The 20,857-nt window shown below is 47.1% G+C and carries 27 protein-coding genes and 1 pseudogene; 14 read left to right on the top strand and 14 right to left on the bottom strand.

The features are described from left to right. The 6 genes from L5M37_RS23100 to L5M37_RS23075 all read left to right on the top strand — a co-directional run. Positions 1-256, top strand: a 256-nt coding sequence (locus tag L5M37_RS23100) for a hypothetical protein (protein ID WP_263201889.1), incomplete at its 5' end; no start/stop codon positions are given. 137 nt (positions 257-393) lie between these two features. Beyond that, on the top strand, positions 394-1,059 hold the full coding sequence (locus tag L5M37_RS23095; RefSeq protein WP_011711671.1) for a tyrosine-type recombinase/integrase: 666 nt from the start codon (positions 394-396) through the stop codon (positions 1,057-1,059). Positions 1,060-1,128: 69 nt separating this feature from the next. Beyond that, positions 1,129-1,317: a hypothetical protein gene (locus L5M37_RS23090; RefSeq protein WP_041413370.1), complete on the top strand. Its 189-nt coding sequence runs from the start codon at positions 1,129-1,131 to the stop codon at positions 1,315-1,317. 80 nt (positions 1,318-1,397) lie between these two features. After that, on the top strand, positions 1,398-1,577 hold the full coding sequence (locus L5M37_RS23085; protein ID WP_069453480.1) for a hypothetical protein: 180 nt from the start codon (positions 1,398-1,400) through the stop codon (positions 1,575-1,577). Between the two features lie 3 nt (positions 1,578-1,580). Next, positions 1,581-2,222, top strand: a complete 642-nt coding sequence (locus L5M37_RS23080; RefSeq protein ID WP_069453481.1) for a hypothetical protein — start codon at positions 1,581-1,583, stop codon at positions 2,220-2,222. Between the two features lie 20 nt (positions 2,223-2,242). Then, the gene (locus L5M37_RS23075; protein ID WP_069453482.1) at positions 2,243-2,470 is read left to right on the top strand and encodes a hypothetical protein; all 228 of its coding nucleotides are present in this window, start codon (positions 2,243-2,245) and stop codon (positions 2,468-2,470) included. A 451-nt stretch (positions 2,471-2,921) separates the two neighbouring features. Here L5M37_RS23075 and L5M37_RS23070 read toward each other — a convergent pair whose 3' ends face one another. Both L5M37_RS23070 and L5M37_RS23065 read right to left on the bottom strand, forming a co-directional pair. After that, positions 2,922-3,731 carry an ImmA/IrrE family metallo-endopeptidase gene (locus L5M37_RS23070; protein WP_011711670.1) on the bottom strand — a complete coding sequence of 270 codons (810 nt, stop codon included), beginning with the start codon at positions 3,729-3,731 and terminating at the stop codon, positions 2,922-2,924. Positions 3,732-3,740: 9 nt separating this feature from the next. Continuing rightward, positions 3,741-4,085 carry a helix-turn-helix domain-containing protein gene (locus L5M37_RS23065; protein WP_011711669.1) on the bottom strand — a complete coding sequence of 115 codons (345 nt, stop codon included), beginning with the start codon at positions 4,083-4,085 and terminating at the stop codon, positions 3,741-3,743. A gap of 200 nt (positions 4,086-4,285) precedes the next feature. Here L5M37_RS23065 and L5M37_RS23060 point away from each other — a divergent pair, with 200 nt between their 5' ends. From L5M37_RS23060 to L5M37_RS23035, 6 genes are all read left to right on the top strand, one after another. Beyond that, complete coding sequence (locus tag L5M37_RS23060) at positions 4,286-5,317, top strand: nucleotidyltransferase (protein WP_011711668.1); 1,032 nt, start codon at positions 4,286-4,288, stop codon at positions 5,315-5,317. Between the two features lies 1 nt (position 5,318). Beyond that, entirely contained in the window at positions 5,319-7,046 is a 1,728-nt protein-coding gene (locus tag L5M37_RS23055; protein WP_011711667.1) for a ThiF family adenylyltransferase, read from the top strand. Then, positions 7,030-7,515, top strand: a complete 486-nt coding sequence (locus tag L5M37_RS23050; RefSeq protein WP_049796111.1) for a Mov34/MPN/PAD-1 family protein — start codon at positions 7,030-7,032, stop codon at positions 7,513-7,515. The genes L5M37_RS23055 and L5M37_RS23050 overlap by 17 nt, the downstream gene beginning before the upstream one ends. Continuing rightward, positions 7,508-9,073 (top strand): SAVED domain-containing protein, encoded by a 1,566-nt coding sequence (locus tag L5M37_RS23045; protein WP_011711665.1) that lies wholly within the window; start codon positions 7,508-7,510, stop codon positions 9,071-9,073. The genes L5M37_RS23050 and L5M37_RS23045 overlap by 8 nt, the downstream gene beginning before the upstream one ends. Positions 9,074-9,153: 80 nt before the next feature. Next, positions 9,154-10,092 carry a CBASS cGAMP-activated phospholipase gene (locus L5M37_RS23040; RefSeq protein ID WP_011711664.1) on the top strand — a complete coding sequence of 313 codons (939 nt, stop codon included), beginning with the start codon at positions 9,154-9,156 and terminating at the stop codon, positions 10,090-10,092. Then, positions 10,089-11,621, top strand: coding sequence for a nucleotidyltransferase (locus L5M37_RS23035; RefSeq protein WP_011711663.1), 1,533 nt, complete (start codon positions 10,089-10,091; stop codon positions 11,619-11,621). Before L5M37_RS23040 ends, L5M37_RS23035 begins: the two co-directional genes overlap by 4 nt. A 276-nt stretch (positions 11,622-11,897) precedes the next feature. Here L5M37_RS23035 and L5M37_RS23030 read toward each other — a convergent pair whose 3' ends face one another. The 9 genes and pseudogenes from L5M37_RS23030 to merT all read right to left on the bottom strand — a co-directional run bounded on the left by L5M37_RS23030 (position 11,898) and on the right by merT (position 16,763). Then, on the bottom strand, positions 11,898-12,053 hold the full coding sequence (locus L5M37_RS23030) for a hypothetical protein (RefSeq protein ID WP_226770039.1): 156 nt from the start codon (positions 12,051-12,053) through the stop codon (positions 11,898-11,900). 123 nt (positions 12,054-12,176) lie between these two features. Further along, positions 12,177-12,863, bottom strand: a pseudogene (locus L5M37_RS23025) (DUF4113 domain-containing protein); the annotation flags it as partial. A gap of 157 nt (positions 12,864-13,020) precedes the next feature. After that, positions 13,021-13,233, bottom strand: a complete 213-nt coding sequence (locus L5M37_RS23020) for a DUF3330 domain-containing protein (RefSeq protein ID WP_000993245.1) — start codon at positions 13,231-13,233, stop codon at positions 13,021-13,023. A gap of 65 nt (positions 13,234-13,298) precedes the next feature. Further along, a complete protein-coding gene (merE, locus tag L5M37_RS23015; RefSeq protein ID WP_001087807.1) occupies positions 13,299-13,535 on the bottom strand; it encodes a broad-spectrum mercury transporter MerE in 237 nt (78 codons plus the stop codon). After that, positions 13,532-13,897: a mercury resistance co-regulator MerD gene (merD, locus tag L5M37_RS23010; protein WP_001277466.1), complete on the bottom strand. Its 366-nt coding sequence runs from the start codon at positions 13,895-13,897 to the stop codon at positions 13,532-13,534. The genes merE and merD overlap by 4 nt, the downstream gene beginning before the upstream one ends. 17 nt (positions 13,898-13,914) lie before the next feature. After that, complete coding sequence (merA, locus tag L5M37_RS23005) at positions 13,915-15,600, bottom strand: mercury(II) reductase (RefSeq protein ID WP_000209296.1); 1,686 nt, start codon at positions 15,598-15,600, stop codon at positions 13,915-13,917. Between the two features lie 38 nt (positions 15,601-15,638). After that, positions 15,639-16,064, bottom strand: coding sequence for an organomercurial transporter MerC (gene merC, locus L5M37_RS23000; protein WP_000522996.1), 426 nt, complete (start codon positions 16,062-16,064; stop codon positions 15,639-15,641). 27 nt (positions 16,065-16,091) lie between these two features. After that, on the bottom strand, positions 16,092-16,367 hold the full coding sequence (gene merP / locus L5M37_RS22995; RefSeq protein ID WP_000732275.1) for a mercury resistance system periplasmic binding protein MerP: 276 nt from the start codon (positions 16,365-16,367) through the stop codon (positions 16,092-16,094). Between the two features lie 15 nt (positions 16,368-16,382). After that, on the bottom strand, positions 16,383-16,763 hold the full coding sequence (gene merT / locus L5M37_RS22990) for a mercuric ion transporter MerT (protein ID WP_001294654.1): 381 nt from the start codon (positions 16,761-16,763) through the stop codon (positions 16,383-16,385). Between the two features lie 71 nt (positions 16,764-16,834). Here merT and merR point away from each other — a divergent pair, with 71 nt between their 5' ends. Then, positions 16,835-17,290: an Hg(II)-responsive transcriptional regulator gene (gene merR, locus L5M37_RS22985; protein WP_001166628.1), complete on the top strand. Its 456-nt coding sequence runs from the start codon at positions 16,835-16,837 to the stop codon at positions 17,288-17,290. A gap of 407 nt (positions 17,291-17,697) precedes the next feature. Here merR and L5M37_RS22980 read toward each other — a convergent pair whose 3' ends face one another. Then, on the bottom strand, positions 17,698-18,174 hold the full coding sequence (locus tag L5M37_RS22980) for a DM13 domain-containing protein (protein ID WP_011711661.1): 477 nt from the start codon (positions 18,172-18,174) through the stop codon (positions 17,698-17,700). Positions 18,175-18,246: 72 nt separating this feature from the next. Next, positions 18,247-19,275, bottom strand: a complete 1,029-nt coding sequence (locus tag L5M37_RS22975; protein ID WP_011711660.1) for an IS30-like element ISShes10 family transposase — start codon at positions 19,273-19,275, stop codon at positions 18,247-18,249. 366 nt (positions 19,276-19,641) lie between these two features. On the opposite strand from L5M37_RS22975, the gene L5M37_RS22970 reads away from it, so the two are divergent. After that, on the top strand, positions 19,642-19,929 hold the full coding sequence (locus L5M37_RS22970; RefSeq protein WP_004911214.1) for a hypothetical protein: 288 nt from the start codon (positions 19,642-19,644) through the stop codon (positions 19,927-19,929). Positions 19,930-20,115: 186 nt separating this feature from the next. Here L5M37_RS22970 and L5M37_RS22965 read toward each other — a convergent pair whose 3' ends face one another. Next, entirely contained in the window at positions 20,116-20,856 is a 741-nt protein-coding gene (locus L5M37_RS22965; protein ID WP_011711659.1) for a hypothetical protein, read from the bottom strand. Position 20,857: the final 1 nt, after the last annotated feature.

Below are 20,857 nucleotides of genomic sequence, written 5' to 3'. Positions count from 1 at the left end.
AAATCAGATTTGGGATCGCTACGAATATTTGCAACTCCAAGCGGGGATTCACTTAGAGTCAGCAGAAAAGCAAGTGTTGTTAAATGTGCTTTCTGGCTCATTTATCGAGCCGTCTTTTATCGAGCATTTGGCGCATGAGATCATAGATTCTGATGATTACATCGAGGGAATAGATGCTGCCAAGACGCTCTACGAAAAAGTTAAAAACGCCACTTATGCTGAATTGTTAGCTACCGTAGAGCGGCTTGGATACTGAACAAGTCCTCCAAAACTAGCGCCCTTCGGGGCGCTTTTGCTTTCCGTGAAAGGCTTACGGAATACCGTGTTAAACTGATTAGGCAGTGAAAAAATCCTATTGTCTGCATATCCCCAAATAAAGAGGAAATACAGACAATGAGCCGCGCTGACGCACTAACACCTGCCCAAATCAATCGAGTCCTGAAAACCTGCCAACTCATGCAGCATAGCGAAGGTAAACGCTGTGCTGTTGTACTTTCTCACGCCGCTATGCGCGTGACTGAGATTGCACTACTCAAAACTGAACACATCCTTTTTGCCAATGGCAAAATCAAAGAAGAAATCCACCTACCAGCCAGCATTTGTAAGATGTTGAAACCAAGAACCGTTTGGCTTACAAACAAAACATCGATGGAGATTATTCAGCAATGGATTGATCACCGCTTAGTTAAAAAGTGGGGCGTATCTGGCCGCGCTGACTTCCAAGGATTAATACCCGAGTCACGGTTTCTGTATACAGTTCGTGGTGCTCCTTACTCGATACAGCCGAAACCAAGGAAGCTCGAATCAGGAGAGGTACGAGAGTATTGGGCTTGTGACTCGCTAGAGCAGGCTATGAGGGAGATCTACAGGAAATGCGGATTACCCTTGGCATCCTCACATTCAGGCCGTAAATCGCTTTCTACGAATGCAGTAGTCAATGGCGTCCCGATTGAAACAGTAGCGCGAATACTAGGCCACGCCAGCCCTGAAACTACTATCGACTATGTTGTTATTCAACCAAAGCGAATCGAAGAAATGTGCGGTCTTGATTGGGTTTAACTTGTTGCCATTTATGAGCGAATAGCGCACACTGTAAAGTTGTTAGTTTCGTAAAATTTTGAGGAATTTATGGCGGAATCCGCAGATAAAGAGGCTTTTTCGGCATATTGCCGCGCTCAAGTTGGACTTGATGCAAAAGAGGTGGCAGATCTTGCCAAAGTACCCCGCCGCACGTTCTATGATTGGTGGGCAACTCGACGTACTGCTGTTGAATTGATCGTAGATGGTATTAAACATCGCAATAGCAAAAATGTGTGAATATCGCACATTACTTGTTGACTTGTGAGCGGTATTCGCTCACAATAAGCTAAGTTGAGTAATTGTGCTGAGGCTACAAAATGAGTATAAGAGAAGTATTAGATTATTTTTCTGCTGCTGTTAGAAAGCGTTGGGATAATGCTTGTTACTCAGTAGCTTGTGATATAGAAGCTAACAAACATTATGGCGACAAAGACTCCTTAGTTTTCCAAGCAAAACTATTTATCAAGACCTTCTTTAAAATCAAACGGAAAGTCTAAAAAATGACTGTAATTGTATCGGCTCCGTCTTATTTCAAATTTATCACGCAAGATTGTAATGTGTTTTTTAATCGCCAGTGGGATGAGAAGCGAAAAGCATTAATGCTTAATTTGACTTGGATTGATGACTTAGAAAACAAGCTCGACGAGAAATTTAGTCGCGACTACGAAAGTGATGATTTTCCATGCTACGATCTTTGGCCGCGAATTTGGTTTAACACATTCAATCAGTGCTCTAGGGACTCACACATCGAAGCGAAAGAGTACCTAAGCAAATTTCAATACTTCAAGATTGAAAATTGCGAGTTGTACCTAGATGACGATAAAGAAGAAGTGTATTTCTCAACACCACACTACGATCATGGCTCTATTGTTAAGATGATGGCAACTGACGATTATGACTCTGCTTTAACTGCGGCTTACGCCTATCTGAACGAGTATCGAGAATGGGAGATTCAACACAAAGCTAATTGGGAACATGCAAATTTGCTTTCTATGACAAACAATTCTGCGGATCATGATTCGCTTGTTGGTACGTTGCAAGAATGTGATGGTTGCAGTGCGTATACAACGATAGTTAGAGAAGACTTAAACGGCAATGTTTTTTGTCAAGCGTGTTCCTTTGGCGATGTGACACATCGTTAATTAATCGCGGAAAATCACGAATGGAAGAAAAACATCATTACCATGTATTTTATATTGGTTTGTCAAATCAGACAGGTCAGCAAGTTCAATGCACAGTGACTATCCTGAGTGTAATGCCAATTCAGTATCAATCTGATTTAAATGACATAAAAGCGTACATTGAGACAAATTACAATGTGAGTGATGTGGCTATTGTTAATTGGATGCCCCTTCTTGGGTTGGAACGTGCAGAATCTAAGTGCAATTAAAACTAACGGAATTTAAAGAGTAATTCGTGTCGCTGAAACCAAACCATGACATAGCAGCATACCTAGGAACAAGTACTTAGCTAAAACATATAACCATACATTGACATAAAATGTACTCATAGTCTGACAAATAGGAGCAACTATAAAATAACTAAAGTGAGAAACTGTAATTTTACTACGAATGTCTATTAAACCTTAGCAAAATCACTTTGGGACAATTCTGAGTTAAAGTCTTAACTCTAATTCGTCAATTTCAGATAAAAATTTCTATGGGGATAATACCCTCTTAAAGTAATAGAAAAACAAACTCCTAAATGGGTATCTTTGAGATCCCAATCAATACTATGTACCGTATTGAAATTTTAACCTTACAGTCGTTTACGACTCAGAGAAAACCAAGTTTGTTGCTATGACTATGTAACTGGCCTATTAGGTTTGCAAACCGCAAAAATTAGATGTCAACTTCTTCCAGGCAGTCATCATCGTAACTAAGTAATGTATAAATAAACCCGTCTTTGAGTACAATTGAGCTTGCATATAACTCCAGTAACTTCATGCCATCTCGCTCTGGTGTAACCCAATCTATCGGGTCTACAACGTCAAAGTCACTAGGAAATGCCTCTTGGCTGACATTTGTACAAGAATCCAATTGCTCTGAGGATAGGTTAGTTTGGTTTATATAAAAATTAAAATGCTTTGTAGGAACAAAACGCTTAAATTGCTTGTTTTGGTGGATTACCATCGCCACAGGCGCTTTCTCAAGCCATGATAGTCTTCTAAAAACAGCCTCCAAAGAGGTGTCGCATAGATCGGATATTTGTTTGATGTTATGCCAGTTTACGTCGCCATCAGTCAAAGACTTAACCAATCGCTTTGGCATTAGTAGCCCAGATGCAAAGCCATTAGCTTGGCGTTCGAGCGGATCTTTAAAATAATCTCCAAGCTCAGAGTTGCCACACGCAAAATCTTGAGAGGAGCCTTGCATTATGTGCATACAAACGTGGCCTGCTTCATGTGCCGCAGTGAAATTTAGCCGCCGAGAATCTGGAATATTGCTATTAATAATAATTCCAGCCCCATCTTGACTACCGATTGCCTTACCTAAAAACTGATCGGATACAAATGCATGGAATTCCATTCTGATAGGAAAGCTTTCGTCTGAAACGGCATTAATAAATTGAATTACTTTGATCGGTAACTGATCAAAACCCAGATCTTCAAGTAAAGATTCGGCCTCCATTGCTCCTTTTTGTTCTTCCATACCAACTCCTTACTTCTTGGTGAAGCGTTCCATCATTTCTCGCAATATACGCTGATCCTGTTCTGGCAGCTTATCAAGTTCTCCCCATTTTCGGTAGAACTCAATCGTTTTATCTCCAGAATCTTCTGGTGCATCTTCTCCTGTTATTTCATAAGGTTTAACACCCAATGCCGAAGCGATTTTCCTCAGCACAACAATAGTTGGCATTCGGCCTTCGTCCTTTTCGATCATGCTCAGTGCTGCCGCTGTTATCCCAGCTTCGCTAGCGAGCCTTGCCTGTGTCCAGCCAAGTAATTCTCGCATGTGCTTTATGTTTTTGCTGATAAGTGCGGCTTGCTGAAGTTTGTCAGCCATAAAATAACCCTCCGTTAATTTTTATATTAACAGCAGTTGATCTATTTAGCTAGAAGGCGTATGTTTGTAAACGATGGTTAATAAATTAACTTCTGTTAATAACCAGCGAGAGCGACATAGGTGTAGGTGCAGACCTTGTTCACCTGTGAGTTTGTCTTAGAGAGATTTGCAGTGAACAAATTTATAAGAGGTAGCTAACTATGTCTTTACAAAACCAATTCTCAAAATTTCACGACAAAATTAAATTAGGACGAGAGGATGATACTTACCGGGAAGCCAGGTCGAAGGACTCTAGTATCCTGGATGATTTAAGGGATGAATTTAAAAACGCAGGTTATCCAATAATTGAAACGTTTATTCAAGGTTCTTTAAGCACGCATACAGGCATAAAGCACCCAGTGGCTGACTTTGATATCGATAGAGCAGTTGTTATTGATGCAGATAATGCTCCTGATGATCCGGTTGAAGTTAAAAAACTTGTTCTAAAAGTTTTGGAAAAGCGTGGTTTTAAAAACGCAAGAATAAAAAAGCCTTGTGTCACTGCTGACTACATGAATTTAAACCTACATATCGACATAGTCATATACCGGAAACTAGGTCAGCAGTATGAACTGGCAGTCGGTAAGTTGAACTCAAATGTAGAAAACCGTGTGTGGTCTCCTGCAGAGCCAAAAAAACTGATAGAACATATTAATGATAGCAGCCAATACATCGGCTCTGCAGACCTGAAAATCAGACAGGTCAAACGTTTGGTCAGATACGTAAAACGCTGGAGAGATGAAAAATTCGGCCAAAATGTAGGCAAAAAAGTGTTTTCAATTGGACTCACACTAATGTTGAAAGATAAGTTCAGTCCATCTATCAGCAATGACGGTAAACTCAGTGACTTGCAATCGCTACGCGACACTGTTTCAGCAATTTTGAATGCCAATTATTTCCAGTGGGTTGATGATGGTAAGTACAAAATCGATGTGCGGTTACCGGTTCAACCATACAGAAATGTTTTTGAAAACAGTAGTATTGACACAGGAACACAGCTCTATAACAAGCTAAATGCAATGTTGACTAAACTCGATCAAGCATTAAACGAAGATTCTTTGCGTAAACAATGTGAAATCTTGCAAGGACTGTTCGGTGGTGACTTTGAAGTACCAGAAAAGGAGCAAGACAGTAATGCCAAAAAAGTGGCTTACAGTAGCGCTGGGGTAGTTGGAACGTCACAGGGGGCATAGTGTGCTAAGCGAAATAAAACAGCACCTTATCAACCAGGGCTTCAACTGCACAACCAGTGAAGTAGCTGGAGGTGAGAGGATCGTAGTGGAAACAACGATCCTTAATCATGGTATACAATTAATGCTGGTAGCAGATCCTCCCTACTACCGCCTGCCCGAATTTTTCTTAATTAACCCTGATTCCATTGGCAGGTTGGCTCATGTCTCTGTTCATGAATATGCAGGGATTCAGATTGGCACTGTTTGTGTTAATGCTCCAGAGTCACTGTCAGTAAATTTCGAACAACCACTATTAGTCGTAGAAGAATCGCTTCGGAGGCATATCTTGTTGTTAGAGAAATGCATAACGAATCCAGATTGGAACCATAGTGAATTGCTTCGTGAGTTCTCCAGTGAATGGTTGCGAATCTGTGCTCCAGATAGCTTTAAACCCCTACTGGCAAATATCGCAAGGCCGGTTCTACAAACATTATCGGTATATAGGCCAGTAGGTGGCAAGCAATTTGGCATCGAAAGCCACTATATGGTTCATCCGGCTGACGATTCGCTTTCGGTTATCAGTGATATTCAATTATCTATAGATAAGGGTAATCGACGCATAGCAGGAAAAGCGGTTGTTATTCCAATCGAGACACTTACTCCTGCACCTAAACATTCAGATGCTCTCGATGAATGGTATTTAAATACAATATCTTCGCTACCGGTAAAGGTTAGAAGTGATTTACAACAAAAATACGGTCAATGGCGTGAAACTGCTTATTGGCTCGTGTTTACTGCCAAAACTGTTAATGATGAACGTACTTGGTTCGCACTGAAACTTAGCGGTAAAACCAAAAATGCGCTACCACTATCAGATGAAAAGCTGAAAAACTGGAAATTGGAAGCTTTACCAATACGGCTATTCAATCAAGAGAATACTGTGGAACGTGGTGGAGGCATTCTGTCGTTAGCAGACAAAAAGGTAGCAGTGATAGGTGTTGGCTCAGTAGGCTGTGAAATTGCGCATAAGTTATCTGCTGCCGGAGTCAGGCATCTTACGTTAGTAGATCCTGATGTATACGAAATCAATAATCTGTATCGCCATGTTTTAGAACAGCATTGGGTAGGAGCACCTAAAACCGCAGCCCTAAGTGTCGCTCTTCAACGACAATTCCCCTGGTCTTGTGCACAATGGAAATTAGATAAACTGATGGAGTTTGCTCGCAGTAGCCGTATGAATGATTTTGACCTGATTGTCATTGCTATAGGCAATCCGACCCAGGAACGGTTGTTTAAACAATACCTTTTGGATAACAACTCAAAAGTTGCTGTCATGAACAGTTGGTTGGAAGGTTTTGGCGTTGGCGGCCACGCAACATTAGATATCCCTAGTTCAGAGGGATGTTTATTGTGCTCTTACGTTTGCCAAGAAACAGGTGTAAGAGGGCTTGTGTCAAATATGAATTTTATCGAACCCAATCAGGTAACCATGAAAAATATCGCTGGCTGTGGGGAACAATTTATTTCATATGGCGCAGCAAGTTCGGCTCAAACAGCTGTAATGGCAGCAAATTTGGCCATTCGGTATTTGGAAGGCAAACAAGCAAAGTCATGTAAAGTCAGTTGGAAGGGCTTAGATGAAGATGCAATGGCGGAGGGCATCAGGCTGACTCATCGTTACTACAATTTCAGCAGTTCGCTTGAATACTTACCTTTGGTTGATGAGGACTGTGATGTCTGCACTCATTGAGCAAGATACGGGCATCAAAGATACGAAAATTTACCTTTCCGAAGAACTAATTGACGTTTGGTATTCTTACAGGCAGATGTCACGTGATAGAAGTGAAGCTTTTGGAGCATTAATTGGTTCTCAGTCCGCTGACGCTAATGAATTTTGGCTAGAACACTGTACTACCCCTCAGAAAGAAGATTCTGCCACCAGAGTTAACTTTAATATGCGTGCTCCTCATCACCAGAAATCAGTTAATTCTTATTACGAAAGTTCGCATGGCAAACTAGGCTACTTGGGTACATGGCACACACATCCTGAACCAACACCCACCCCATCGTATATAGATATTGCAGATTGGAAGAAATGCATAAAACGTAACCCTGACAGAGAATTAGTCTTTGTAATTGTTGGTCAGAAAGACGTCTGTATCTTTCGGGAAATTAACGGGTCATTTAAACGAATTTTTAAGGAACAAATCGATGACTGACGAGAGGCTACATTTTCATCAAGCATGTTTTTATCCCATAGAGTCAATTGACAAGCTCGCAGAGTTTCTATTGGGCATTAAGACTTTTTTTGTGTGGGAGCATGTTGGATTACTTACCGATGAGCGTGTAAAAAACCAGATATATATATTGTATTCACATGAGTTCCGAGCCAGTTTTCGGCTTAACGTAATTGATGCGGAGCTTAAGGATGCTCTAACATTGATGGATTGTGGGGATAGTCTTGAGGTTCGCCACCTCCAGGGTCGCAACATATCTCAAAACGAATATGGAACAATAGAGTCGCTATTTAAAATATGGAATTCCTGTGTTAGCCAATCTAGAGTCTTGCCAGTCAATGACGTTATCGACTATATCTCTAGGAATATCGAACAGCGATTTAATAAAGGTCGTGGTAAAGATTTCACACAGTCCACAATTAATCAAGTGATGCGTGATAGTCATGGCTATTGTATGTTTGAAGGCTGCGGGGATAGATTGGATATTGATGATCTGACGGGGACATCTGGTAACTATTCATACTTGGCTCACAATGTTGCGTCATCCGAGAGTGGCCCAAGGGGTATACCTTATCTATCCGAAGAACTTTCTAATGAGCCAGCTAATATCTTGCTTCTATGCGACAAACACCACCGATTAATAGATCGAGTTGCGTGTGCTGATTACCCTGCATCCAGACTTACTCAAATGCGAACCGAGTTTTTAATTAATACTGAGAAATTACTTGAAGGACTGAGTTTCCAGCCTATTCCTGTATTTTCAGTTCTTTGGCCGGTAGGAGGCCATGTTGTTTCTCCCCCTGAATCAAGAGACATTGCAGGAAGCTTATCTAGGTTAAGAACTCGCATGAGAGGAGCATTGAATAATCTTAGTGACAATGAACGCCGATACAGAACCAAACCTGAACGGTTTACCAAAGAAATGGATGAAATTGTTACAGAGGAAGCAGAAACCATAGTTAATCAAACAAAAAATTATGGATATCGAGCGGCGCTATTCGCATTTGGGCCAATGCCTGCTTTGATCGGATTAGGAGCGTGTCTAGGAAATAAATCTGAAATCACGCCAATGCTCAGATACCGAGATGGAAACTGCTGGGTTTGGCCTCAGGATTCTCGCTCAGAAACACCTTACAAGGTGAACTGGAAGAGCGAAATAGGAAAATCATCAGAAGTCACGATCTCTATAGCATTAACTCAATATCCTGAAGTAATGAAAAAGACTGCAACAGCTCTCGGTTATCCTGAGATTGAAATCGTAGCCAAGCAAATGGGTAATGCGGCGATCCCGCATCCGGAAAACGGGTTAGAATTAAAAAGTGAACTTCATGCAATACTGCAAAAACTTCATGACCAATTTTCTGTGAAGCGTGTTCACTTGCTCATCTGTGCATCTAACGCTGCTTGTGTATTCATAGGTCAAGCCTTTGATCTCTATCAGCCAGCACTTCTTGTATATGACTTCGATGGTGACGAAATGAGGTCTAAACTGTCGATAACTCAAGTAAACGGAAAAGTTAATCTATCAATACCTCAATGAGTAGCCATCGTTAGAAGAGCCACTCTGTAGCATTACTAAAATTTGGTCAACTGGCGGTTTACAGAGGAGTAAGGATACATATGACTTTTAAGATTTTAAGCATTGATGGCGGTGGAATACGAGGGGTTTACCCTGCGCACATACTTAAATGTTTCGAAGAAAAACTCGGAATCAATCTCTTAGAGTCATTCGACATGATAGCTGGCACTAGTACGGGTTCCATAATAGCGGCTGGTGTTGCCTGCGACATCCGCGCAACCGAAATAGTTAACATGTACAAAGAACATGGCGAAGATATTTTCAAAAAGAAAAAGTCGAGAATACCTTTTAAGAAGCTTCGAAACATTACGCAACCGTTGCTTGAAAGCGTCTATGACTGTGGCAGTTTATATAAAGTTCTTAAAGGTGTTTTCAACGATAGTACGCTTGGGCAAATTGCCAAGCCTCTGATTCTACCTGCAACGGATGTTGGTAACGGCGGAGTTCATGTATTTAAATCGGCTTATGACCCAACGTTTAATCGCGATAGGTTGGTCAAAGTCAGAGATGCTGTTCTAGCATCTTGCTCAGCCCCAACATATTTTGACCCTCATAAAGTTGATGAGTACTTGTTATCAGATGGTGGTCTGTGGGCAAACAACCCAGCATTAGTGGCTGTTATCGATGCCCAAAAACGACTGGGGATAAATTACGATGATATACAAGTGGTATCCATCGGCACCGGTCATTCCAAAGTCGCCTATGGTTTAAAGCACAAGGGAGACTGGGGTCTTGCAACGGGCTGGAGGCATAAAGAATTTATAAGTTTCATGCTATCGCTTCAGAGCCAAAGCGCGTTGAATTATCTAAAGCTTCATTTGAAGCCTGAGCAAATATTAAGAATTGATTTTGAGTCAGATACTGATCTGCCACTCGATGACGTTTCTGAAATCGATAATTTGATCAGTTTAGCCGACAAGAATTTTACATATGGAAGTAAAGAGATTAGCAACTTTGTCTTAGGAGGAAATGTATCGTGACTCAAATAGTTTCTAGGGAAGAGGCCCTATTAACAGCGGCGAAAAAGTTGGATATTTCACCGACTAAATATAAGCAAGCGATTGATCGCTTTAATTCAATGAAAACGCACCTAGAGCAAGGTAACTATCCTGGAACATTTCGTGTCCCAGAGGTATACCTTCAAGGCTCTTTTAAGCTTGGAACAGAAATCCGCCCATTCAAAAATAGTAAAGATGCAGATTATGACATTGATTTGGTCTGCAACTTGGGGCATTCAAAACAGGCTGTACTAGCCTCCACTGTAAAAAATCAGGTTGGGGAACGGATTAAAGAGAATGGCACTTATTCCCGATTGTTAGATGATGAAGGAAAGCGCTGCTGGACTCTTAACTATGCTGAAGATGATGGGGTTGGATTCCATATGGATATACTCCCTTCTGTTGTAGAAAACAGTTTATTAGCCCGACCTCAATCAATTGCAGCTACAAATAAAGATCAAGAAAACAGCTACTCTTGGACAACGAGCAACCCGAAAGGATTTGCTGCATGGTTTTACGAAAGAAATGGCACTGTATTTGAACAAGCAAAATTAACTCAGAAACAACGCATCTTCAACAATCAAAGACAGTTGTACAATTCGATTGACGATGTTCCAAATATCCACGTTAAAACGCCGTTGCAGAGGGCCATTCAGCTATTAAAGAGACACCGTGACGTAAGGTTTTCACAATCAGATATTGAAACCTTCAAACCAATCTCAATGATCATTACTGTATTAGCTGCCAATAGTTATAACAATGAAGCAACTATCTATGACACGTTGAGAAATCTAATATCATCTTTAAACCAGCACTCTCATCAATTAAGCAATAGCTTTGTTTTTAATGATTACTACGCAAGAAATACCTACACATTGATAACTCGCACATCTGATGGGAAGTGGCTTATCCCCAACCCTGCTAATCCGGGAGAAAACTTCGCTGACCGATGGCATGAGGATGATAACGCAAGAGCAAAAGCTTTTTTCCGATGGGTGGATTGGCTCAGAGACGATTTCATCAATATTGATACCTTTATCGAGGAAGATAAGTTAACTAAGTCACTTGTTGATGTATACAAACCAACAAATCTACCTGCACTAAGCTTTAATGTGCCCCATAAGGAACAACTTCGATACCCTATTGTTGCAAACATATATTCAGCGAATATAAAAGCAAGTTATAAATCCAACATATATTGGAAAGAGTTTCAGTCTGGACAGCCTTTACTCAAAGGAAAGGAGTTAAAGTTCAAACTTAAGACTAATGTTCCTGCACCGTTCGACGTTTATTGGCAGGTAGTAAACACAGGTCAAGAGGCGGCAAATGTAGGGCAGCTTAGGGGGGAAATATCTACTCAATCAAACACGTCTGCAGACGAAATTTATCGAACAGAATCCACCTCCTACACTGGTGATCATTGGGTTGAGGGATTCGTCATCAAAGATCGTGTATGCGTTGCGAGAACTGGTGAATTTGTCGTAAGCGTCAGAGATAGGTTCGCTGTATGAATAACGTGAACTTCCAAGAAGAATTAAGTGCAAAAACTACAACACTTACGCTGCTAACTAATCTAGGCGTTGTAACATTACAAAAATTTGGTCAACTGATGAAATTCTGTAATGACGGCAAAAAGTTTCTCTGGCACGCTTTGGGGCAATATTGATTTACATTGGGAAGTGGTCATTTTCATATGATTCAATCAACGAAATCCATTTTTCAAGTTCGTCACCTTCGGCGGTATTAGGCAATGCATCAAACAGTTCGTCAATTCGCTTTAAAGCAGCTCAATACTCTTCTTCAGAACTTATTGATTTCTCTACACTATAAGGAATGACCTCTTTTCCAACAGAGGGGGCATCAAGCAATTCTGCTAAATCATTAGGTATTGGGGCCGTTGGATCACATTTTGAGAGCAATGTATTGAATTTCGAATTCTTCATTTAGTTCCTCCAGTCAAATCGCAAATGATCCTGAATACAATGTGGAGCAATACCAAAATATGGTCAACCCAACAGGACCGAACATTACAACTTCGGCCACAGATAAATTGAAAAGGGTCAAAATTAGCATTTTATCATAGGCAAACAGTCCCACTTGGTTGTGTACTGAGGGCTAAGCAGTTCTCGCCGCATAGCCCACTTTTGTTCGATTCCCTGTGCAGCTAAGAACAGCGTATCACGGCCATACCTAAAGTTAATGCCATCAAGCGCTTGCATCAAAGCAGGATTAGCTTTTGGCGCATTAAATAAGTCGAATTGCTGACGCTTGTCACAAACGAGGTTGATGAGCCCAACTCCGATTTTGTAGTAACGTACACCTTCTCTGAATAATTTGGGTGCAGCCGCTGAGACAGCCTGCGTCATTTCGACCGTGCTATTTGTCGCACATGGGAAATGGATCAGCGTTTTAAAGCTTTTAGGTTGATCATCAAAAGGCGAATTACTGGCGAACAGTAGCATTGATTTGCAACTAGATCCCTGTGCCCTTGCCTTCGCTGCTGCAATTCCAACATGCTTACTCAATGCCTGCAGTAAAGAGTTAAAATCGGTTATCCGCTCACCAACTGAACGAGTTGAAAATATCTGCTGTTTATCGGCTCTTGCCTGATCCCATTGTTTGCACTCGATGCCATTTAGCTCACGAACCGTACGCTCGATTTCAATGCTAAATTGCTTACGAGCATGCCCTGCAGGCATTTGTGCTAGGTCGTAGGCCGTTTTAATATTCATCAACTCTAGTTTTTTACTAATAGGGGACGATAGAGAAAACGGACAAAATCGTACGCTAAGCGTGCGGCCTGTCAGGTTGAGGCCCTAGAGGTTGCAGGCGAGTCGTCAGAAAATGCTGGAATCGGCCCTATTCTGACACTGCCCAAGGTTCCGGCCTGACGCCCAGTTAGGGCATGCCTCAATCTGACGGCTGCGAACCGCCAGGGACAGGCGCAATGTCAGATTCTGTCGCGGCCTTGGCGCGTGCCTGGAAGCGTTCATAGCAATCCAGCCCGCAGAAATGTTCGACGTATTCCGCGCCTTCCGGGGTGAAGGCGGCATCGAGCGGAATTTCTTTGCAGCATACGCAGCAGGTGGTGCAACTGGCAGTGTTCGGGGCGTTTGCGTTCATGGTGGTACTCCTCCAGATTGGTAGCGAAGCTCAAAGCTGCCCACTCTCGGCTGGCTGGGAAGCGGTCATGATCTTCCCTTGAAGGCCCGCAGCAGCCGCGTCACAGACAGGACAAACAAGCCGGTCAGCGTGAGGGCTGCAATACCCCAGTGCTCCCCGATGAACGCGCCGGCCGTCGTGCCGGCTAGCACAATGGCGAGAATCGGCAAATGGCAGGGACAGGTGAGCACGGCCAGCGCGCCCCACAAGTAGCCGGTGATCGGTTTGTGCGTCTCAGACGGCAAGTGCTCTGGGCTGTTCATGGCAGACTCTCCGCGTGCTGTGCCGGTTCGGTTGGCATGGCGGCCAGTTGCATTTCGAGGCTGGCCAGGGCCTCGCGCCGACGCTCGACGAGTTGTCGCAACACGGCAAGCTGCGCAGACGCACCGTCACCGTCCGCAGCATCCAGCGCCCGGCACAGCCGCGCCAGTGCGTCCAGGCCGATACCCGCTTCGAAGGCAGCCCGTACAAAGCGCAGCCGTTGCAACGCGGTGTCATCGAACAAGCCGTAGCCGCCCGTGGTGTACGCGACCGGCCGTAGCAATCCGCGCAGCAGGTAGTCGCGCACGATATGCACGCTCACCCCGGCATCAAGGGCCAGCCGGGACACTGTGTAGGCGCTCATTGAACACCTCCTTTTCCTCATCCGGCGCAGCACGAAAGCTGCTTCACGTCCTTGCTGAAGGTCTGCGCCGCGAGCTTCAGCCCTTCGACCATGGTCAGGTAGGGGAACAATTGGTCGGCCAGTTCCTGCACGGTCATACGGTTGCGAATGGCGAGCACCGCCGTCTGGATCAGTTCACCCGCTTCCGGGGCCACCGCTTGCACGCCGATGAGCCGTCCGCTACCTTCCTCGATGACCAGCTTGATGAAGCCGCGTGTGTCGAAGTTGGCAAGCGCACGCGGCACGTTATCCAGTGTTAGCAGGCGACTGTCGGTCTCGATCCCGTCGTGATGTGCTTCCGCCTCGCTGTAGCCCACGGTGGCGACCTGCGGGTCGGTGAACACCACGGCCGGCATTGCGGTCAGGTCCAGGGCCGCATCGCCGCCAGTCATGTTGATCGCCGCACGAGTGCCGGCCGCTGCCGCCACATAGACGAACTGCGGCTGGTCGGTGCAGTCGCCGGCCGCGTAGATGTTCGGGCTACTGGTGCGCATGCCCTTGTCGATGACGATGGCCCCCTGCGCATTGACGGCTACCCCCGCCGCTTCCAATGCCAGGCTGCGCGTGTTCGGTGTCCGGCCGGTGGCGACCAGCAGCTTGTCGGCGCGCAATTCACCGTGCGTGGTGGTCAGCACGAATTCACCGTCCATATGGGCGACCTGGCTGGCTTGCGTGTGCTCCAGCACCTCGATGCCCTCGGCACGGAAAGCGGCTGTCACCGCCTCGCCGATGGCCGGGTCTTCACGGAAGAACAAGGTATTGCGCGCCAGGGCCGTGACCTTGCTGCCCAGCCGGGCAAAGGCTTGCGCCAGCTCCAGCGCCACCACCGACGAGCCGATTACGGCAAGGCGTTCGGGAATGGTGTCGCTCGCCAGGGCCTCGGTGGAAGTCCAGTAGGGTGACTCTTTCAAGCCCGGAATCGGCGGGACCGCCGGGCTGGCACCCGTGGCGACCAGGCAGCGGTCGAACATCACGACGCGCTCGCCACCCTCGTTCAAACTAACGATAAGGCTCTGGTCGTCCTTGAAACGCGCTTCACCGTGCAGAACGGTGATGGCTGAATTGCCGTCCAGGATGCCTTCGTACTTGGCATGACGGAGTTCTTCGACACGGGCCTGCTGCTGGGCCAGCAGCCGCTCGCGCAAGATCGTCGGCGGTGTGGGTGGCATGCCGCCGTCGAATGGGCTTTCCCGGCGCAGATGGGCGATGTGGGCGGCGCGGATCATGATCTTGGACGGCACACAACCGACGTTGACGCAGGTGCCGCCGATGGTGCCGCGCTCAATCAGCGTGACCTGCGCGCCTTGCTCGACGGCCTTCAGTGCTGCCGCCATCGCGGCTCCACCGCTACCAATGACGACGACCTGCAACGGGCGTTCGTTGCCACTGGGCTTATCAGCGGCCCCTATCCAGCCGCGCATCTTGTCGAGCAGGCCGGCGCGGTTGTCCGTCGGTGGCGCATCGGCAAGCGTTGCCTCGTAGCCCAGTCCGGCCACGGCGGTAGTCAGCGCATCCGATGACGTGCCCGCCTCAATGGCGAGTTGCGCTGTGCCCTTCGGATAGGACACCAGCGCCGATTGCACGCCGGGCACTTTCTCCAAGGCTTCCTTGACGTGAGCCGCGCACGAGTCGCAGGTCATCCCGGTGATTTTCAGGGTGGTCATGTATTTTTCCTTTTCTGTGGTGGCTACGGCTGTTGCCGTCAGCCACGTTGTTCTGGCAATTCACAGCTGTCCGGCCCGCAGCGGCGATGTGCTGGCGAGATGAAATCCCAGACCGACACCCCAACCATCAAGGCCAGGCCGACATAGAGCAGTCCACCGCTCTGCCAGCCGTAAGCCCGCATTAAAAACACCGCTGCCAGCACCAAGATCGGGCCTATCGTGCCGAGCGCCGTGCGTCGCCACTGTCGATGATTGAGCCAAGCGATAGCATTGGCGAGTAACGCGATGCCGGCGAACATCGGCAGCAGGATGCCAATGAATAGCCCCTCGTACTGGCTCAAGAAGCCCAGTCCGATGGCCGCGCCAAAGCTGGCGATGGCAGGAAAACAGGCGGCGCAGCCCATCGCGGAAACGACGCTGCCGAGCGCGCCGGTTTTGCCAGCGATGCGCGTGATGAGTCCCATGTGTCGCTCCCGAGTTCGGTTAACGGATCAGCGTTTGAGGCTGGACGGATAGCCCGCGTCCTCGGTCGCCTTGGTCAACTTCTGGACGTTGGTCTTGGCATCGTCGAAGGTGACGACGGCCTGGCGCTTGTCGAAACTTACGTCGGTCTTGCTCACGCCCTCAACCTTGGAAAGCGCGTGCTTGACAGTGATCGGGCAAGAGGCGCAGGTCATGCCAGGCACGGACAGCGTGACGGTCTGGGTGGCGGCCCACACGGGGGCAACAACGGCAGCGAGGGCGAGGGCGGCAAACAGTTTTTTCATGATGAACTCCTGTGATTAATAGAAAAATGGCATGACGTAGGGAAATCCGAGCGAGACCAGGACCAGCGCGGCCACGATCCAGAAAATGAGCTTGTAAGTAGCTCGCACTTGGGGAATCGCGCAGACCTCACCCGGTTTGCAGGCTTGCGCCGGGCGGTAGATGCGCCGCCAGGCGAAAAACAGCGCGACCAGCGCTGCGCCGATGAAGATCGGGCGATAGGGTTCCAGCACCGTCAGGTTGCCGATCCATGCCCCGCTGAACCCCAAGGCGATCAAAACCAGCGGCCCCAGGCAGCAGGCCGACGCAAGAATGGCGGCCAGCCCACCGGCGAAGAGCGCGCCGCGCCCGTTTTGTGGTTCAGACTTTTGTGGTTCAGACTTTTGTGGTTCAGACATACGCTTGTCCTTTCAAATTTGGTTTGGATAGCTTAAGCTTACTTCCGTAGTTATGTACGGAGTCAAGCGATATGCAAATTAATTTTGAGAATCTGACCATTGGCGTTTTTGCCAAGGCGGCCGGGGTCAATGTGGAGACCATCCGGTTCTACCAGCGCAAGGGCCTGCTGCCGGAGCCAGACAAGCCCTATGGCAGCATTCGCCGCTATGGCGAGGCGGATGTAACACGAGTGCGGTTCGTGAAATCGGCCCAGCGGCTGGGCTTTAGCCTGGACGAAATCGCCGAGCTACTGCGGCTGGAGGATGGCACCCATTGCGAGGAAGCCAGCGGCCTGGCCGAGCACAAGCTCAAGGATGTGCGCGAGAAGATGGCCGACTTGGCACGCATGGAGGCCGTGCTGTCTGAACTGGTGTGCGCCTGCCATGCGCGGAAAGGGAACGTTTCCTGCCCGCTGATTGCGTCACTGCAAGACGGAACGAAGCTCGCTGCATCGGCGCGGGGGAGTCACGGGGTGACTACGCCTTAGCGTGCTTTATTTTCCGAATTCTGAGACGACCCCAACTAGCGAAATGTTACAGATTTAATAGGGGTCTTAGTCTGCGAATCTTCATGGGAGACGGGACTAATCAGAGCCCTCGCTCTTGGATAACATTAGACGCTCGCGCGCAAAATTCCACCCATTCCGATAAGGCGGCGTATAGAGCCTTAGCGGCATCTGAGGTTGGCGCGTACTTATCTCTGTCGCAAGCCCATCTGGTGAACCGCTTCAGGGTATGCAGGCATCGTAGTCAGTGTCTGAGGGTCGGTTGAGGTCAATTTTGACTTCAAGAATCTAGACGTGGAGGGGAGGCCTCATGCCCGGCAAGACTTTAATTTCCATTGGCATGAGGCGCATGTTATTCGTGAACAGGCAAGATCCAAGTTTAAGCTTGTTTACTGATATTTTGCGGAGCCGATGAACTTAGAGAAATGCTCGCACCATATTTGGACCGTTGTAAACTCGTTGACGTTGACGCTTGCAGGAATGGTTTTCTTGAAATTCCCGAAGTTTTTCAATTCGCCAATCAGAATTGCTTCTTTCTTTATGTCCAAAAACGATTCTTTGTCGGTGGCTTGTTTCTTTGTCAGGTAAATTTTGTAGTCTGGACCAGGTGCTACATCACCTTTAAATACAATTTCGTTATCCGTAACAAAAAGTTGTCCATTCGCCCAGTGAAGGGCGTCGCTGCCTTTCTGATCTTTCTTGAACTCTCCGCTATACTTTGCCACCTTTTGCACTTCTTCAATTTCGGCGATGGTGGCGTTTTCTTGTGCTGTCAAAATCGGAAGTATATAGATCCCTAGCCCAACTCCCGCGCCAAACAGAGCCAGGTGGGACGCGAGCAGAATTATTTTTAATTGCTTTTTCATGGGTTGCCTCATGCAGTGAGTTATTTGGTGTGTCCATCATAATAGCTGGTTGCAGGATCTGAGTGCAAGGGGTTATTGAATTGAAGCGGGAGCATCATGCCGCATCACCACGGCTTCTTGCATCACTTCGCCCATCACCTCGATCGGGCATTTGAAGTCGAAGCGTTTGCGCGGTCGCATATTCAGTTGCAAAGCGATGGCGTCCAGGGCTTCCTGACTATGCACCGACAAGTCCGTGCCCTTGGGCAGGTACTGGCGGATCAGTCCATTGATGTTCTCATTGCTGCCGCGTTGCCAGGGGCTGTGCGGGTCGCAGAAGTAGATCGCCACCCCGGTCCGCTGGGTGATCTCGGCGTGCCGCGCCATCTCCCGGCCCTGGTCGTAGGTCATGCTCTTGCGCACCGCCAGCGGCATGCCATTGAGCGCCGCACTGAAGCCCTCCAGCGCCGAGGTCGCCGTCGCGTCGGCCATCTTGATCAGCATCAGGTAGCCGCTGGTACGCTCCACCAAGGTGCCCACCGCCGAGGCATTGGCCTTGCCCTTGATCAGGTCGCCCTCCCAATGGCCTGGCATCAGCCGGTCTTCGACCTCCGGCGGGCGCACGTGGATGCTGAGCATTTCAGGGATCTGGCCGCGCCGATCGACGCCGCCAGAGCGCGGCCTGCGACTCGTCTTGCCCTGGCGCAGGCAGATGATCAGCTCCTTGCGCAGGCCACCGACCGGCAGGGCGTAGATCGCGTTATAGATCGTCTCGCGGCAGACGTAGGCCTCTCTGAGGCTGGGTATGTTCATGCTGCGCAGCTTGCCGGCAATCTGCTCGGGAGACAAACCCTCACGCAGCATATGGACGACCAGCTCGAAGCGCTCACTGCCCGGCAGCAGCTTGCACTGAGGCCTGCAGACCTGGCGGCGGACCTGCATCTGCTGCTGGGCAGCACAGGCCTGGTAGCGGGTGCCAGGGGCCCGGTTGCGGCGCAGCTCCCGGCTGATGGTCGAGGGGGAGCGGCCGAGCATCCGGGCAATTCGCCGCTGGCTGAAACCTTGGGCAAGGCCGAGTTGAAGGGTCGCACGTTCGGGGATACTGAGTTCGTGATAGGACATAGTGGCAGCACCGTACCGGAAAGGTCAGGTGTTGCACTCAGTTTTTGCGGCCGCCGTGCGTGATATGGCTTTGAGGGGAGGTAGTCGAAAGAATATTGGTATCTTTTGGGAGTTCTAAGTTTCGACCCGTCACTGGTAAATTCTGGCGCATAAGAGCCTCAAGGGTTGACTGTTTTATTTTATTGTATTCGGCATTAAGCCCAATTTCTTGAGCGTTACGATAAAGCTAAATAACTGTGCGAAATAGTAGATCACTCAGGTAAGGGAACTCAATGCAGTTTGCGCGATCAGATCAGTCGCCAAACAAACCAAACCCACAAACGCATTGAGTATGAACAAAATAGCATTTTTGTACGGCGCTGAACAATGATTGACGATCTAACGCTCCAGAACCAAATCAGGGATCTGGCTTTAGCGAGTCGGAGCGAACCGACCGATGGTTGGCGTACCGAAGAGCTTGACCCTAAGTTGTGGAACGGTTGGCGTAAAATGATTCAGGGGGACCGGCTAGAAATCGCTGAATACGATCTGACGGCTAAGGTTAGCCAAGGGGACTCTCCTAGTGACAAGCCCGGAGTGGTTGAAGGTCTAAAACAAAGAATAAGGGCTTACAACTTTAGTAAACAAAGGACGTCATCAATAGCAGTGATATAAAAAGTTATCTTTGCCGCCCCGATAAGGCTTTACGGGGCGACTAAGTCTCACCCAACCGACAATTCCGATAGTTTCAGAATAAGCTTTGAGTTTTCTAAGATTGGAATTACTACACCACAGCACGTACTCGAGATACTACAAATAGCTTTTTGGTAGGACCGATACCGAATAAATATCCATAATACATCAGGAGAAACTTTTTTTAATTTTCTGTAACCGGTCATAAATCAGTGGCGGATAATTTGCATGATATTCACCACACTCTGGGCAATGCTCTTGTTTTAGGTACGCTTGATTGTCGAGATCTTGATAAGGAAAAACGCTGAAGAGAAGTTCGTGCTGCATAAGCGTTTTATAAAAACTCTTATGATAAGGTGCAATCTCGCTGTCTTTGATTTTGTCGAAATATAGGTCAACGCTGTTCAAAATGCTCATAATTTCTTTAACCCCGTCGAACCTTAAAATGTCGTCATCTTTGTGAATATCAACATCTAAGCTCTCTAGATCCTCAATGAAACATTTAATCGCTCGCCGGGAATGCAAAAGGATCATTTGCGACTTGCCATCAATCATCTTTTCCTGATCGTAGCTAAAATTTTTAATGTTTCTTTCGACGAACATATAAAGTTCGTGAAGCTGATTCAACTCGTGCCTCAGTTGCTCCTTCGTATATTCCTTTTCGATTTGCTGATGGAGGATGCCATTAGCGTCAATCTGAGCTTTTAACACCAGAAAGAGAAGCACTGAACCCAGAATTTGTACAAATGGGCTTGAAATACCTCCAAGAACATCTCCTATTTCGCCATAACCTTTCAAATATTGCAGCGGAAGAAGAGGTGCAAACAAAGGGATAAGCAGGCAAGCCGCACCACCAATGACTATGACCCAGAAAGCTATTTTGGTAACAGGAGAGTTATAGATATTCATT

Origin of the sequence: Shewanella sp. SM69, assembly GCF_025653985.1 — a bacterium.
Taxonomy (GTDB): domain Bacteria; phylum Pseudomonadota; class Gammaproteobacteria; order Enterobacterales; family Shewanellaceae; genus Shewanella; species Shewanella oncorhynchi.
The sequence above is the reverse complement of the archived record's forward strand: the minus strand, read 5'-3'. Positions and strand labels throughout refer to the sequence as shown.